Origin of the sequence: Pantoea vagans (assembly GCF_001506165.1) — a bacterium.
Taxonomy (GTDB): Bacteria; Pseudomonadota; Gammaproteobacteria; order Enterobacterales; family Enterobacteriaceae; genus Pantoea; species Pantoea vagans_C.
The window spans coordinates 1,636,132-1,649,687 of sequence record NZ_CP011427.1; the positions used below are offsets into that span (position 1 = coordinate 1,636,132).

The 13,556-nt window shown below is 52.2% G+C and carries 18 protein-coding genes and 1 pseudogene; 4 read left to right on the forward strand and 15 right to left on the reverse strand.

Annotated features, from left to right (window positions below; genetic code table 11):
* Nucleotide 1 precedes the first annotated feature (1 nt).
* Together LK04_RS07575 and LK04_RS07580 are read right to left on the reverse strand one after the other, a co-directional pair.
* A complete protein-coding gene (locus LK04_RS07575; RefSeq protein WP_039335360.1) occupies nt 2-352 on the reverse strand; it encodes a GPW/gp25 family protein in 351 nt (116 codons plus the stop codon).
* A complete protein-coding gene (locus LK04_RS07580; RefSeq protein WP_039335361.1) occupies nt 349-939 on the reverse strand; it encodes a phage baseplate assembly protein V in 591 nt (196 codons plus the stop codon). Before LK04_RS07580 ends, LK04_RS07575 begins: the two co-directional genes overlap by 4 nt.
* 162 nt (nt 940-1,101) lie before the next feature.
* Here LK04_RS07580 and LK04_RS07585 point away from each other — a divergent pair, with 162 nt between their 5' ends.
* Both LK04_RS07585 and LK04_RS07590 read left to right on the forward strand, forming a co-directional pair.
* On the forward strand, nt 1,102-1,476 hold the full coding sequence (locus LK04_RS07585) for a DUF6232 family protein (RefSeq protein ID WP_039335362.1): 375 nt from the start codon (nt 1,102-1,104) through the stop codon (nt 1,474-1,476).
* Between the two features lie 50 nt (nt 1,477-1,526).
* Nucleotides 1,527-2,546: a DUF4917 family protein gene (locus LK04_RS07590; RefSeq protein WP_039335503.1), complete on the forward strand. Its 1,020-nt coding sequence runs from the start codon at nt 1,527-1,529 to the stop codon at nt 2,544-2,546.
* Nucleotides 2,547-2,548: 2 nt separating this feature from the next.
* On the opposite strand, the gene LK04_RS07595 is transcribed toward LK04_RS07590, so the two are convergent.
* From LK04_RS07595 to LK04_RS07640, 11 genes and pseudogenes are all read right to left on the reverse strand, one after another.
* On the reverse strand, nt 2,549-3,004 hold the full coding sequence (locus LK04_RS07595) for a phage virion morphogenesis protein (RefSeq protein ID WP_039335363.1): 456 nt from the start codon (nt 3,002-3,004) through the stop codon (nt 2,549-2,551).
* Nucleotides 3,001-3,468, reverse strand: a complete 468-nt coding sequence (locus LK04_RS07600) for a phage tail protein (RefSeq protein ID WP_039335365.1) — start codon at nt 3,466-3,468, stop codon at nt 3,001-3,003. The genes LK04_RS07595 and LK04_RS07600 overlap by 4 nt, the downstream gene beginning before the upstream one ends.
* On the reverse strand, nt 3,401-3,721 hold the full coding sequence (gene lysC / locus LK04_RS20860) for an Rz1-like lysis system protein LysC (protein WP_231568898.1): 321 nt from the start codon (nt 3,719-3,721) through the stop codon (nt 3,401-3,403). Before lysC ends, LK04_RS07600 begins: the two co-directional genes overlap by 68 nt.
* A pseudogene (locus LK04_RS07605) lies at nt 3,645-3,995 on the reverse strand (LysB family phage lysis regulatory protein); the annotation flags it as partial. The gene lysC and the pseudogene LK04_RS07605, both read right to left, overlap by 77 nt.
* On the reverse strand, nt 3,989-4,501 hold the full coding sequence (locus LK04_RS07610; protein WP_039335366.1) for a lysozyme: 513 nt from the start codon (nt 4,499-4,501) through the stop codon (nt 3,989-3,991). The pseudogene LK04_RS07605 and the gene LK04_RS07610, both read right to left, overlap by 7 nt.
* Nucleotides 4,482-4,697, reverse strand: a complete 216-nt coding sequence (locus tag LK04_RS07615) for an HP1 family phage holin (RefSeq protein ID WP_039335507.1) — start codon at nt 4,695-4,697, stop codon at nt 4,482-4,484. Before LK04_RS07615 ends, LK04_RS07610 begins: the two co-directional genes overlap by 20 nt.
* A gap of 8 nt (nt 4,698-4,705) precedes the next feature.
* Nucleotides 4,706-4,912 (reverse strand): tail protein X, encoded by a 207-nt coding sequence (locus LK04_RS07620; protein ID WP_039335368.1) that lies wholly within the window; start codon nt 4,910-4,912, stop codon nt 4,706-4,708.
* Nucleotides 4,909-5,376, reverse strand: coding sequence for a head completion/stabilization protein (locus LK04_RS07625; protein WP_039335369.1), 468 nt, complete (start codon nt 5,374-5,376; stop codon nt 4,909-4,911). Before LK04_RS07625 ends, LK04_RS07620 begins: the two co-directional genes overlap by 4 nt.
* A gap of 90 nt (nt 5,377-5,466) precedes the next feature.
* Nucleotides 5,467-6,135 (reverse strand): terminase endonuclease subunit, encoded by a 669-nt coding sequence (locus LK04_RS07630; RefSeq protein ID WP_039335370.1) that lies wholly within the window; start codon nt 6,133-6,135, stop codon nt 5,467-5,469.
* Nucleotides 6,136-6,138: 3 nt separating this feature from the next.
* On the reverse strand, nt 6,139-7,212 hold the full coding sequence (locus LK04_RS07635) for a phage major capsid protein, P2 family (RefSeq protein WP_039335371.1): 1,074 nt from the start codon (nt 7,210-7,212) through the stop codon (nt 6,139-6,141).
* 31 nt (nt 7,213-7,243) lie between these two features.
* Nucleotides 7,244-8,092, reverse strand: coding sequence for a GPO family capsid scaffolding protein (locus tag LK04_RS07640; RefSeq protein ID WP_039335372.1), 849 nt, complete (start codon nt 8,090-8,092; stop codon nt 7,244-7,246).
* Between the two features lie 145 nt (nt 8,093-8,237).
* Between LK04_RS07640 and LK04_RS07645 the strand changes: the two genes are divergently transcribed.
* Nucleotides 8,238-10,001: a terminase ATPase subunit family protein gene (locus tag LK04_RS07645; RefSeq protein ID WP_039335374.1), complete on the forward strand. Its 1,764-nt coding sequence runs from the start codon at nt 8,238-8,240 to the stop codon at nt 9,999-10,001.
* Entirely contained in the window at nt 10,001-11,023 is a 1,023-nt protein-coding gene (locus LK04_RS07650; RefSeq protein ID WP_039335375.1) for a phage portal protein, read from the forward strand. The genes LK04_RS07645 and LK04_RS07650 overlap by 1 nt, the downstream gene beginning before the upstream one ends.
* 10 nt (nt 11,024-11,033) lie before the next feature.
* Here the strand turns inward: LK04_RS07650 and LK04_RS07655 are convergent, their stop codons facing one another.
* Together LK04_RS07655 and LK04_RS20740 are read right to left on the reverse strand one after the other, a co-directional pair.
* On the reverse strand, nt 11,034-12,764 hold the full coding sequence (locus tag LK04_RS07655; protein WP_039335376.1) for a retron Ec67 family RNA-directed DNA polymerase/endonuclease: 1,731 nt from the start codon (nt 12,762-12,764) through the stop codon (nt 11,034-11,036).
* 576 nt (nt 12,765-13,340) lie between these two features.
* Entirely contained in the window at nt 13,341-13,517 is a 177-nt protein-coding gene (locus tag LK04_RS20740) for a hypothetical protein (RefSeq protein WP_039335377.1), read from the reverse strand.
* Nucleotides 13,518-13,556: the final 39 nt, after the last annotated feature.

The following is a 13,556-nucleotide window of genomic DNA, read 5'->3' on the forward strand; positions in this document are numbered from 1 at the left end:
CTCAGCTCACAGGGATGGTTAAGGAAAAGGGTTGCAGGCTGTCGGCCCGGTTGCCCGTCAGGTCGACCACCATCGCGCCGTTGTAATCCGACTCAAAGCTGATAGCGGTGAGCCTTACGCGCGGCTCCCAGCGCAGCAACGCCACATAGCAGGCCGACATAATCTGCAGGCGCAGTGACTCGTTTTGCGGCTGGTCAATCAGCGCTGAAAGCAGCGATCCGTATTCGCGGCGCATGATGCGGGTGCCAATCGGCGTGATCAGAATGTCGCGGATTGACTGGCGAATATGCTCGATGTCCGTCAGCGCTTCGCCGGTCTCCCGGTTCATGCCGATATATTTTGCGGTTGTCATTGTGGCCCGTCCGTTCTGCTGCCGCCGCGCTCTATGCCGCCGTGGTCGTGGTCATCAACCACAACGCCATTTGAATCAAACTTGCCGCCGCTGTGGCTGACGTCTCCGCTCATCTTGCCGCCCTCTGAAAACTCAAATGTTTTGGCTTTTAAGTGCGCCGTGCATTCAACCTCTGGCGTGCTCAGCAGAATTTTCACCGCTGCCTCAATGGTGGCGGTCTGTACGCCGGTTGCTTTCAGCGCTCCGTTTTCCGGTTCGTATTCAATTACAGCGCCGTCAGGGAATGACCAGTGCAGAGCTTCAGCAGATGCGGATGGGGCGGGGTTGTTATCAGAGAAGATGCCCGGTAGCACAAACCCTGTATCGAGTTCACCGCCGAGGCATAAAACGAGCACCTGCTCGCCGACCGACGGGGCATTCCATGAACGGGTTTTACCCGCACGGGCAGACAGCCAGTGAAGCCAGTCAGTTGTGTTATTTCCCGTATCCACGCGGCATAACCCGTCGTCCAGTTTTACGGCGGAGACGGTGCCAATGCGGATAAGGTTGCGCAGCAGGCGCAGGATTTCAGAGAGTTGTTCGTTCATGGCAAGATGATGCTTCAATCATCTTGCCTTGCAAAAATGATGCTGTTTATTGATCTCTAACAGGACAAACAGAGGGTAAAAAGAGCTTATATTTAATGATTACTTAAAAGTAAAGCTTTGTTAATGTATGTGAGCAAATACTACTTATCTTGTGGGGTAATCATGGAAGAAGTGGAGTTTTTCAACGATGGCAATGTAAGCGTCTCTAGCGCACGATTTCGTGTCGGGGCAAGCACTTATGCAATGCAGGGCGTAACATCAGTTAAGCGTGCAAAAAAAGATGCTAATAAATTCCCAGCAATATTGATGGTTTTTATTGGTGCATTGATGACTTTCGGTGCTGACCAAATAGGCTCGAAAATTTTTGGCGTTGTATTGGTGGTCGCCGGAATTATTGTATTTAGGAAAATGAAGGCTGAATATAGCGTTTATTTAAATAGCTCATCTGGTGAAAGTCAAGCATTAAAAAGCAAAGATGTATCGTATATCGATCAGGTCATTGACGCTTTGAACAAATCAATTGTACACAGAGGCTAAGACATTTAAGGAGCCTTGGCTCCTTAAATGATTGAAGGGAGATGATTGTCATGGATTTAATAACTTTTAGTGAAGCATTAAAGAAATCGGAAGCTCAGAGGAAAAGACATATTCTTTTGGGAAACGGTTTTAGTATAGCTTGTAAGCCAGATATATTTATCTATGGGCGTCTATTCGAAAAAGCAAGGTTTGATAAGCTTTCCCCCTCTGCGAAAAAAGCCTTTAGTATAATGGGCACTGAAGACTTTGAGAAAATCATTAAAATATTGAGAGATTCGAGTGATGTACTTCAAGCATATGATGTTGCCGACCAGAGCATCGTTGACCAGTTATTAGAGGATTCTGAAGCTCTTAAAGAGCTACTTGTTGAAACTCTGGCTACAAGCCATCCTTCACATCCCGGAGAAGTTAGTGAACTGCAATATCAGTCTTGCAGGCGATTTCTAAATAATTTCGAGCGCATTTATACTCTTAATTATGATTTACTACTATATTGGACTTGCATGCATTGCGAAGAAGGAAAAAGTCCAACAAGCGATGATGGGTTTAGAAAACCTGCCGATAATTATGATGCTGATTATGTAACTTGGGAACCTAATAATGCTCACGGACAGAGTCTTTTCTTCCTGCACGGTGCTTTGCATCTTTTTGATGCTGGCTATGAGTTAAGAAAATTCACATGGGTCAATACCAAAGTGAGACTCATTGAGCAAATTCGTAAGGCAATGAGTAACGATCTTTTCCCGGTCTTTGTTTCTGAAGGAACATCTAAAGAAAAAATTGAAAGGATTAGACATAACGACTACCTTGCCAAAGCTTATCGAAGCTTCAGTGAAATAACCGGAGCATTGTTCATTTATGGACATTCTTTAGCTGAAAATGATGAGCATTTTCTTGGTGCAATTGAAAATGGGAAGATAAGACAGCTTTATGTTGGTATATATGGAAATCCTAATTCAAACGATAATAAAAAAATAATTAGGCGCGCCAATAAGATGGCATTAACTAGGAAAAGACATACCTTGGAAGTTTACTTCTACGATGTCTCGTCAGCAAATGTTTGGGGATAAGCCTAACGGATTTCCCCTAGAGCTGACAGTATTGTATTAAAGATCATCATTTCATCTGTTTTGGATAGTCCTAAAAGCGGGCGAGCAATGTATTGCATATCTTTACTTCCGCGAGAGGGCCTGTCCCTTAATCCGTATTGATGCACTCTTACCATGCGTTGCACATGTCCAACAAACTCGACCGCAGCCTCATCGGAAGTCGCCCGTGCCTTCATATATTTCGCCGTGCGCAGCTTGGCAAACATCTCACGCTTAACCCGACCTTTCTTGCCGCGTATCGGCTGCTCCTTGCGCGGCTTATAAGGCGTGCCATCTGGTGACTGCTGTTTCTTAATGTTCTGCTGCTGGCTGGCGCGCAGCTTCTTCGCGATGTTGCGCGCCATCTCTTTGCGCGACTGCGCGGACAGGTTGCCGATCAGCGCATTAAGGCGGTCATTAACCAGCTCTAAGTCGCTCATGACTGCCACTCACTGATGAGCTGGCCGTGCGTAAAAAGCTGCAGCGGCCGCGCATCATTCTCCGCCAGCGGATTTTCGCCAACGTGCTCGACGTGAAGTTCATCACCCACGCGCCGGATAATCACCCGCTCGGTGAGCTGGAGGTCAATACTGATGTCGCTCGCCGTGTCGCTGATCACGTCCGCCTTGAACGTGAAGCCGTTCTGCTGCTTCTCTTTCGTCGCCATGATGTCGGGTTCATTCACCCGCAGCCATTCCAGCAGCGGCACAATCAACAGGTCGATATTGCCGGTGTAGTCGGTGATCACCATGTTCAGCCGGTACTGATATTCAAACGACAGCGAGGTGGCGAGCGTGGACACAATGCGCCCGCTGTCGATAAACACGTTAAGGCTGTCAGGGTTGCGCTGCAGTAGCGGCACGCTGTCGGTGAGCGTCTTGCGCAGTTGTTGCGGTTTCAGCATTGTGTTGTTCCTGGCACTCTTTGATTACTTCAATCTGCAGCCCGCAGGACGCGAGCGCCGCCTCAAGTTGGCGGTTATCCGCCGCCAAATCGCCCGCTGTTTTCAGGCTGTTGCCCGGAACCGGGCAGCTTGTTACGCGCGGACAACCAATCCAGATAATCTCTGGCGCTGGCGAAGGCGGGACGGCTGTGCAGCCGGATAACGTCATCAGGCAGAGCAGCAGCAGACCACTCACGTAAAATCGGACTCGCATCGGTTTCCCTCTGTATCTGTGCTTCACGGGTTAAGGCTCCGGCGCTGGCGCGTCCCTGCATCAGCCGCAGCGCGGCCTCGCGCTTTTGTCCCTGCAGATTTTCACTGTTAAGACGGTTGATCGCTTTGTCGCGGCTCTTTATGCCTGCCGACAGCGTGCCGATAATACGCTGCGCTCCCGCCAGCTCGTCACTGGCAACCGACCAGCGCCAGCCGGTAAACGCCAGCGCCAGCAACACGACGGCAATTAGCGTTGCGGTAATGCGCATCACCATGCCCCCTCAAGGCACCATGCCAGCTCCCGCACGCGGCGGTTATCCAGCCCCTGATTAAACACGCCTTTCACGTACACCCAGCGCGGCAACTGGTAGCAGGCTGCGCGCCAGTGGCTCTCATTCAGCAGCTTCACCATCGTTGAGCTGCAGGCATTGCCCGTGCCGACGTTGAAGGCAAGCGACACTAGGGCGTCGTATACCTTTTGCGGCACGACCGTAAAGAGACAGCGAGCCAGCGCTTTTTCGGTACGCAGCACGTTGGCAATAAACGTGCCTGCCACCTGTCGCTCGGTGATAGTTTTACCCGGCACGACGCCGACCGTGTTGCCGATGCCGTCCGTCCATTTGTCCGCGTCGCACTTATATGGACTCAGGCGGCAGCCTTCGTAATCGGCAATCAGCTTTAGCCCCTCGATCGAGGTGTGCAGTTGCTGAAACCCCGGTATGGTGGCTGCGATGACTAGCACCACGCCGACCGCGCAGCGCTTAACGATTTGCAGATTCATAGTCCCCCCGGCTGATGCGCCCACTCAGGAAAAGCTGGTAGGTTTTGCGGCGGTAATACCAGCTCACGAGAAACATGCCGACGCCGAGCACCATGCCGAGCAGCGTTGCCACGTCCTGTAAATCCCACTTGCCGAGCCAGCCCATCACCACCGCTACGCAGTAGGTGATAAAGGCGGTGATGCGCTCCATTGTGATGTTCATAGTCAGTCCCATAGGTTCACGGTTTCGCCCGTTGATGATTCCGGCAGCTCAGGAAGGTCAACCGGCCAGCCGTGCGGAAGCACCGCTCCGGCATCAGCGAGGCCGGGATTTGCGGCAAGCACGGATTCCATGACCTGCTGCGTGCGGCCGTAATACCGATAGCAGAGGTTATCCACTGTATCGCCCTGCAGCGCGTAAACCCGCGTCACAGCAGGCTCACGATGCAGCCGGGGCGCTCACCGACGCGGCTGATACTGAACCGCGCATCGCGCCAGTATTCGTCGGCACTGGACTCAACGGCGCTGGCCTTATTCGCTCCGCTGGCGTCGTAGCCGCGATAACGCTCGGCGATGGTGGCGGCGGTGATCGCCTCAACGGCCGCGAGGTAGTAGGTGATTTTCTCGCTTACGCCGTCCAGCGATTCGGCCGGAACGTCAGCCAGCGTTTTGAAGCCCGCCGCCATGCGATCGGCGCGCCATTCGTACAGCTCGGCGTTCACTTCGGCAATCGCCGTTTTCACCGCCAGCCGCAGGCGCTGCGCGGTGACGGTTCCCTCATAGCGCAGCGATTCGCGCAGCTGCTGCAGGTCGATGTCAGGCCAGAAAAAGGTGTTCTTAACCGGCGGCTCGTCAGTCTCTGCCGGTCGCTGTGCTGCAATTACCAGCGTGCTCATAGTTGGCCTCAGAATAGGTGGGCGGTGGAGGACGACGCAGACACTGAAAGTGCGTTGCCGTCCTGCCGCCCTGCGCGGGGTCGCGTCCGGTCAGCGGCTGGCCTGCGCCTGCTTTTTCATGGCAGTAGCCAGCCGCTCTATGTCTTTTTTCACGCCGCAGCCCTCATGCAGCTGCAGCGCGCGTTTCAGGTGGTTCATCGCTTCCAGAGTCCCGCCCGCGTCGCGATAGGCATACCCAGCGATTTTGTGCAGCTTGGCGCGCACCTGATCGGGCATGTCTTCGGCGTCGGTCAGCCGGATGGTTTCAAGCAGCGGCGCAATATCGATCGCCTCTTTTGCCGTCCAGGCACGCGTCGCGGCGCTGGCTACTTCTTCGGCCAGCAGGTACGGCAGGCTGTCACGTTTAAAACCGTCGGGCGGAACCAGATCGTGCTGCAGTGCGTAGCGGGCGATTTCAAGCGCGCCATTTACGTCGCCGGTGTCCAGCCGCCAGATCATGACGGTCATCACGATGGCATCCTGCGCGCCGCGCCCGCTGTTCATCACGCCTGCAATCCACGGCAGGTAGTCGGGCAGCAGCTGGCGTTTAAGCTCCGCTTTGCGCTCGACCGAGTGGATTTTTTTCAGGCGGCGCTTGTCCTCGTTGAGTTTCACGAGCATCTGCTCATAGCCGGTGGCGTGGCGCAGCGGATTCGCATTCCGCTGCGTTTCGGTTTCGGCCTGAATGCGCATCCGGTGACGGCGGGCGGGACTCAGCATGCGTTACTCTCCCGCCGGTGCTTCGGCTTCTTCCTGCGTGGTGAAATCACCGATTTCGATGTTCTCGATCACGCAGCCCGCCGCGTAGTCTTCCACCACGTAGTCTTCGTTGGCTGACTCGTAGTTTTCGATGCGGTCGCGCTTCGGCACTTCTTCGATGTGGCGGCGCTGCGTGCCTTCCTGCCAGTAAATCGACAGGTTATCGGTGCGGGTGATCATCATGGCGTTGGCCGGGAAGTACGGCACGCGCACGGCGGGCAGGTTGCCGATGCGCTTCTGGCTGACGATGAGATCGGCGGCCAGCTGCTCAGTGTTCGGCTGTGTCTGGTTGACGATCGGGAAATACTTGTCGGCAAGCAGCTGACGACCAACGATAACGACTAGCTCCGGGTCTTCCTGATACCACGGCTCGATCAGGTTGTTAGTGGCGTCCATCACCAGCGCGTCGAGGTTGGCATAGTCGCCACCCTTACCGATGCGAATGGTCGGCGAAATCACCGCACCCGCACCGTCGGTGATTTTGCTCATCACGCGGGACGGCGCTTCGTTGCGGTACTTCTGCAGCCAGCCCACGGCCACGTCCTGCAGCATCGGGTTCGCCGCGCGGTTTGATGTCTTGGCGCGGTGCGTGCCGTTGAAACCGATCATGATGCGGTCAAGCGCCTGACGCTGAATAATGGCGTCGCGTAAGCGCGTCTGGAAATCTTCGTAGCGCGCCCACAGGTCAAGCGTGTTGTAACGGATGTGGAAATCGAAGTTCACCTGCACGCACTCATAGCCCTGGCTGTCCAGCGATGCAAAGTCAGCGGTTTCGCGCTCGTCGCCGCCTGCGGTATCGGTGGTGCTGGCAATCGAGCCGGACACACCGACGCCGATTTTTTCACCCTTCATTTCAGGGACGGGCACGATGTTGATGCGTGTCAGAAACGCGGACGACTCCTGCACACGGGTCATCAGCTTCTGCGTGACGGACGGCTCGACGCTGAATTTTTTGTTCATGTCGTCGATTTCAACGCCGTTAAGTTCGGCGACGCGGGACATATAAGCGTTAAATTTGAAGCGGGTTTGCTTGCGCATTGGCTTTCCTGTTTATCAGTGTTCGGATTTATCAGCAGTCGGTCATCACGCTGGATTTGTTGTCGCCGCCGGTGGCAGGCGGACGGCGGTTAAAGTTGCCGTCGGTACGGGTGAGCGTGTCCTGCAGCGCACTAAGCGCTTCGCGGTCTTTACCGTGTTCGGTTTCCAGCGTGTCGATGCGAGCGGTGAAAGATTTTTCCAGCGCCGCCAGCTGCTGCGCGTAACTCTCGCCGTTGTGCTGCACCTGCTCAGCCACGGCCGTTACGGCTGCGCTCACGTCGCTAAAGCGCTCGTCGTCAGTTTTCTCTTTGCGAGTAAACAGATCTTTCACGCGGGACAGCAGCGACGGAGCGGCGTCGGCTTCTTCATAAAACTTAATCAGGGTTTCTTCGGCGGCGGTAAACAGGTTGTCTTTGTCCAGCTTGCGCGACGCCAGCGGGTTGGCTTTCGCCGTGGCGCTGAAACTCAGAATCTCGGTGCCGAGGCTCGCCGGGTCGTCGGTGACGGCCAGGCCAACCAGATAGGCTTCGCCGGTGTCGGCAAACTTGGTGTTGATTTCAACCGAGGTGTAAATCTTCTGGCGTGCTTTGGTCAGGTCGATCAGCTCCGGCGTCGGGTCGATGTAGCCGAACAGGGCGAGTTTGCCCGCCAGTGCGCCTTCGGTGATTTCTTCCACTTCAACTTTCGTCACGTCGCCATAACGTCGGAACGGGCTGTCGGCAGCATAGCCTTTGATGTGTTCCATGTTGACGCGCGCACCGTACACGGTCGGGTCGTAGTTCTTCGCCATCTGCGAAATCCACTCGCGGGAAATCTCGCGGCCGTCGGTGGTTGCACCCTCAACGGCGATGCGGAAACGCTTTGCTTTGGTTGTTGCCATTAAACAGGCTCCGGTCAGTGGGTTGTTTCGGTTCGGGGTCAGTTTCCCCGTCGCCACCTCATCCCTCAACGAAAGCCAGCCCGCTCACGTACCAGCAAACAGCCAGTGCAGGCGCGCCATTTTCGGCATCGGTAGCCTTAGCGGCATGAACATGACACCCGGCACTATCATCAGCGATCCGCGCCGTCAGGCTGCGCTGCTTTACTGGCAGGGATATTCCGTGCGCCAGATTGCGGAAGCGATCGGACAAAAAACGCCGACCGTGCAGAGCTGGAAACTGCGCGACGAGTGGGACAGCATCGCGCCCATCAGTCGCGTGGAAGCCAGCATGGAAGCGCGGTTGATTCAGCTCATCATGAAAGAGGTCAAAGGCAACGGTGATTACAAAGAGATAGACGCGCTCGGCCGCCAGATTGAGCGGCTGGCGCGCATTGAGCGCTATCGCAGCAGCGGCAACGAGGCCGACTTAAACCCCAACGTGCGCAACCGCAACAAAGGCGAACGCCAGCCGGTGATTAAGAATTTGTTCAGCGACGAGCAGACCGAAAAGCTCACCGGCCTGTTTATGGATAACTGCTTTGAATACCAACTCAACTGGCACAAAGCCGGGCTGGCGCACCGCATCCGCAACATCCTCAAGTCGCGGCAGATTGGCGCGACGTTTTACTTCGCCCGCGAGGCGCTGATTGATGCGCTCACCACCGGCCGCAACCAGATTTTCCTGTCGGCCAGCAAGGCGCAGGCGCACGTCTTCAAAAACTACATTCTCGACTTTGCCCGACAGGCTGACGTTGACCTCAAAGGCGACCCGATTGTGTTGCCCAACGGCGCGCGCCTTATTTTTCTCGGCACCAACGTGCGCACCGCACAGAGCTACACCGGCAATCTGTACCTGGATGAATATTTCTGGATCCCCAAGTTTCAGGAGCTGCGTAAGGTTGCCAGCGGCATGTCGCTGCACAAGAAGTGGCGCACCACTTACTTTTCCACGCCGTCCAGCCTGTCGCATAGCGCCTATCCGTTCTGGTCGGGCGAGCTGTTTAACAAAGGGCGGCGCAACCGCAATGAACGCATCGAGCTGGATCTCTCACATTCTCACCTGGCGAAAGGCGCACTGTGCGGCGACGGCCAGTGGCGGCAGATTGTCACCGTTGAGGACGCACTGACGGGCGGCTGCAACCTGTTCGACATCGATCAGCTGCAGCTCGAATACAGCCCGGCGGAGTATCAGAACCTGCTGATGTGTGAATTTGTGGACGACGAAGCCAGCGTGTTCCCGTTCGCCGAGCTGCAGACCTGCATGGTGGACAGCATGGAAGAGTGGGACGACTTCAATCTGTACGCGCTGCGCCCGTTCGATTACCGGCCGGTGTGGATTGGCTATGACCCTTCACACACAGGCGACAGCGCCGGATGTGCTGTGATCGCGCCGCCGCTGGTTGCGGGCGGCAAGTTCCGCGTGCTGGAGCGCCATCAATGGCGCGGCATGGATTTCGCCGCGCAGGCACAGTCGATCAAAGAACTTACCGAAAAGTACACCGTGGAATACATCGGAGTTGACGCCACCGGCATCGGTCAGGGTGTGTTCCAGCTCGTGCGCCAGTTCTTCCCGGCGGCGCGGGAAATCAAATATTCGCCCGAGGTGAAAACCGCAATGGTGCTGAAAGCCAAGGACACCATCAGCAGCGGCCGCCTCGAATACGACGCAGGCCAGACTGACATCACGCAGTCATTTATGGCTATCCGCAAAACCATGACGGCCAGTGGCAACCGCTCAACCTACGAGGCCAGCCGCAGCGAGGAAGCCAGCCACGCCGATGTCGCGTGGGCAATCATGCACGCGCTGCTTAACGAACCGCTCACCGCTGCCAGCGGCGGCGCTAACCCTTCATTTATGGAATTTTACTGATGAGCAAACGCAACCACCGCAAGGCATTCACCGCAAAAAACCAGCCCGCACAGGACGCGTCACAACCGTTCGAGGCGTTTACCTTTGGCGAGCCGACGGCGGTACTCGATAAGCGCGACATCATGGATTACGCCGAGTGCATCCATAACGGCCGCTGGTATGAGCCGCCGGTCAGCTTCCACGGCTTGGCAAAAAGCCTGCGCTCGGCGGTGCATCACAGCTCGCCGCTGTATGTGAAGCGCAACATTCTGGCCTCAACGTTTATCCCGCACCCTCTGCTGAGCCAACAGGAGTTCAGCAAGTTTGCGCTCGACTATCTGGTGTTTGGTAACGCTTTCGCGGAGCTACGTCGCAACACACTCGGCAAACCGCTGCGTCTGGAAACGTCACCGGCCAAGTACACGCGGCGCGGTGTGGAAGAGGGCGTTTACTGGTTTGTGAATGAGTGGAAGGATGCGCATCAGTTCGAGGCGGATCAGGTATACCAACTTATCGAGCCGGATGTGAATCAGGAGCTGTACGGCCTGCCGGAATACCTCAGCGCACTTAATTCGGCCTGGCTGAATGAGGCGGCGACGCTTTTCCGCCGGAAGTATTACCAGAACGGCGCGCACGCGGGTTACATACTTTATATGACCGACGCCGCGCAGAGCAGCAGCGATATTGAGCGCATGCGACAGGCGATGCGCGATACCAAAGGGATCGGCAACTTCCGCAACCTGTTCATGTATGCGCCCAACGGCAAGCCGGACGGCATCAAGATTTTGCCTCTGAGTGAGGTGGCAACGCGGGATGATTTCTTTAACATCAAGAAGGCCAGCCGCGATGATTTGCTCAGTGCGCACCGCGTACCGCCACAGATGATGGGGATTATCCCCGACAACACTGGCGGGTTTGGAGATGCGGTTAAGGCGGCGCAGGTGTTTGTTCGCAATGAGCTGACACCATTGCAGGAGCGAATGAAGGAGCTAAACGATTGGCTGGGTCAGACAGTAATTAGATTTCAAGAATACAACCTTTGATAAAAGCCCCTTAATGGGGCTTGCTTTTATAATCTTTGATTATTGCTTTAATTGAGTCAAACAGAACATTAAATCCTTTAAACTCGATGCTATTCTTTTTAACTTTAACGACATACTCAGCAAAGTGATTTTTCCCATAGTGCTTAGAAGAATCAAAGTTTCCTTTGTAGCTAAAACTTTTCTTCCCAAGTTTTTCATTGAGTGTCTTAGCATCAAAAAAATCCTCAATAGCACTATCCCCACCCATTACCAAAGGGGTTTGCAGTATATATAAGTTTTTTATAATATGGGTAAAGGTGTCGGTATTATCGAACTTACTTTTAGTTATCTGACTTACCAATGATCTCACACTTGGCGCGCCTGAATCATTATCAATTAAAATTATAACGGGCTGAGGCAATGAGAACCTTTTGAATTCATCACAATAACTTGAATAGTTACTAATTAAATTCCCAATATCACCCGTACCCCCTGTAACTCTAAACAATTCGCCAATGGTTTTAGATGGCCTGAAGAAATCCACTTTCAATTCTTTGCTTAATATAAGTGAGCGGTGCTTGGCTGCCTGAGAATGCAAAGCACACTTTAAATAAACTATATCAGTCTTACCCTCACAAACAATTAATGGTTTTTTACCAGATACGAAATTTTTAAAGAAAAGCATATCTCTATACATTCTGCTGTCAGCATCAAAAATGCTATCCATCAAAGCTTTTGTTGGTTTTTTTGGTATGACATACTCAGTTGCAGTAGTGATTCTATGTTCACGCCTAACGTTATGAATGTGTCCCAATATGCCAGTTACGTAATTTATGTTTTCCTTTTTTTCTGGCTTGGCATTGATTGCGTATATCTCTTTACCACTTTTCATTTTGTGCCAAATAACTCTAGCGCGATTCCTGTAATCCGAAGGAACGTTAACCTTTTTGTTTACTATGAGTCCCGTGACATCTTGTCTAGAATCACAAAATTGAAGTCTGTTTTTTTTGACATTTACTTCAAAACCACACTTATCTATAACTTTGTTTAAACTGGTCCCAATTGTCACATTTCCGTTTTCAAAAATCGCCAGTTCTTTCGGGAACTCTTTAAGGTTAGTTGAAAACGTCAAGTCATCAGCATACCTCGTATAAAAACAACTATGTTTTTTTGCAAGTGATGCGAGTCTTATATCAAGTATTCCAGCAATTAAATTAGAAACAATTGGTGATGTTGGCGCCCCTTGTGGTAGGCCGCTTTGATAACAGCAAATATTAGCTAAGGCTTTTGCAACCTCGTCTTCCAACTCAAAGTGTTTATTATTTTTAAAAAATCCATAAACCCTTCCAAAATGAATTTGTCCAAAAAAATCTTTTAAATCTAAATTCAGAACATACCTACTATTTTTGTGAGGGATGGCATTAGTTATTATTGACTTCCCTTTAATGAAACCATGAGAAATAGAAGTAATTTCTTTGTCATGATCCCTATGTCCCTCTAAAATGCAAATTATTCTAAAACACTCCTGTAATAAAGCTGCAACCTTCTTCTGTATATCTTTTAAATCTTTAACGGGAACATTTATTCTACGCGCAGTACCATCCTTCTTTGGTATTGTGAATGTAGTATATTTCGGGAGTCGGAGTCGGTTTATGCCGTAAATGGCATAAGTTATTGCTTGGAAAGGAACTGAAAGCACCTCCGCCAAATCTTTAGTGTTATTAGCCGATTTTAACAAAGATAGTTTGTTATTTTTAGACATATTATCATCTTCAGAATATGAGGGGGTGAGGAACTATAGGCACTCATTAAGCACAACGGCCGCCCATTATCGGCAACCTGAACACATTGATAGCATTCCGCCGGACATTTTTTTCACATATCACGCTTCGTGATAAAAGATCTGCCTATAGCCCTCAATATATTAATATTCTAACTTTAATGTTTGTTCAACTACTTTTAAGTTCAAAGCGGAAAATAATTGGATATCAGATTTCCTGATGCATTTTTGTTCAGGGTATTTTCATTGCCTGCATCTTGGTTGTAGACACCGAATAGGGACAGTTTTCGGTTGAAAGCATGTGGAAATCGTCACAACCAGGTTTGAAACATGTTTTCACCCCTCGCGCGCAATGCTATCCCCGCCACGCCTGCCCGCTTCATGCATCGCTTTTCATGCAGATGCATGCACCACGAGAAGCCGCACCAGCAGTGGGCGCTATAGCGATAGGCGATCCTATTTGGATCATGCGAAATCATGCACAAGAATGCGGTTTGCTGCACCACAAAAAAAACCACCAAAATGGTGGCTTAGGGCAGGGGAGTTACCGAGATGAAATCATTCAGCTTGGCGGAAAATGGCATCCTGATAAATCGCCGTATCAATCATTCCCGCCATCTCACTGATCATCGACAGAGCCATTTTTAACTCATCTTCTTTGCAATGCGCGACAAGTGATACGTCAGCAATGAACTGAATTCTTGCCACGGTCTCGCTAAGATTATCTATATCCATCAGCCGATTAACTCCTCTTTTTCATGAATTACTGTATGT

Excerpts from the sequence above, each read along its gene's own strand:
- LK04_RS07600 (WP_039335365.1), bottom strand. The coding sequence starts at position 3,468 with ATGCTGAAACCGCAACAACTGCGCAAGACGCTCACCGACAGCGTGCCG.
- LK04_RS20740 (WP_039335377.1), bottom strand. The coding sequence starts at position 13,517 with ATGGATATAGATAATCTTAGCGAGACCGTGGCAAGAATTCAGTTCATT.
- LK04_RS07630 (WP_039335370.1), bottom strand. The coding sequence starts at position 6,135 with ATGCTGAGTCCCGCCCGCCGTCACCGGATGCGCATTCAGGCCGAAACC.
- LK04_RS07590 (WP_039335503.1), top strand. The coding sequence starts at position 1,527 with ATGGATTTAATAACTTTTAGTGAAGCATTAAAGAAATCGGAAGCTCAG.
- LK04_RS07610 (WP_039335366.1), bottom strand. The coding sequence starts at position 4,501 with ATGAATCTGCAAATCGTTAAGCGCTGCGCGGTCGGCGTGGTGCTAGTC.
- LK04_RS07585 (WP_039335362.1), top strand. The coding sequence starts at position 1,102 with ATGGAAGAAGTGGAGTTTTTCAACGATGGCAATGTAAGCGTCTCTAGC.
- LK04_RS07635 (WP_039335371.1), bottom strand. The coding sequence starts at position 7,212 with ATGCGCAAGCAAACCCGCTTCAAATTTAACGCTTATATGTCCCGCGTC.
- LK04_RS07650 (WP_039335375.1), top strand. The coding sequence starts at position 10,001 with ATGAGCAAACGCAACCACCGCAAGGCATTCACCGCAAAAAACCAGCCC.
- LK04_RS07640 (WP_039335372.1), bottom strand. The coding sequence starts at position 8,092 with ATGGCAACAACCAAAGCAAAGCGTTTCCGCATCGCCGTTGAGGGTGCA.
- LK04_RS07575 (WP_039335360.1), bottom strand. The coding sequence starts at position 352 with ATGACAACCGCAAAATATATCGGCATGAACCGGGAGACCGGCGAAGCG.
- LK04_RS07625 (WP_039335369.1), bottom strand. The coding sequence starts at position 5,376 with ATGAGCACGCTGGTAATTGCAGCACAGCGACCGGCAGAGACTGACGAG.
- LK04_RS07580 (WP_039335361.1), bottom strand. The coding sequence starts at position 939 with ATGAACGAACAACTCTCTGAAATCCTGCGCCTGCTGCGCAACCTTATC.
- LK04_RS07655 (WP_039335376.1), bottom strand. The coding sequence starts at position 12,764 with ATGTCTAAAAATAACAAACTATCTTTGTTAAAATCGGCTAATAACACT.
- LK04_RS07595 (WP_039335363.1), bottom strand. The coding sequence starts at position 3,004 with ATGAGCGACTTAGAGCTGGTTAATGACCGCCTTAATGCGCTGATCGGC.
- LK04_RS07645 (WP_039335374.1), top strand. The coding sequence starts at position 8,238 with ATGAACATGACACCCGGCACTATCATCAGCGATCCGCGCCGTCAGGCT.
- lysC (WP_231568898.1), bottom strand. The coding sequence starts at position 3,721 with ATGCGAGTCCGATTTTACGTGAGTGGTCTGCTGCTGCTCTGCCTGATG.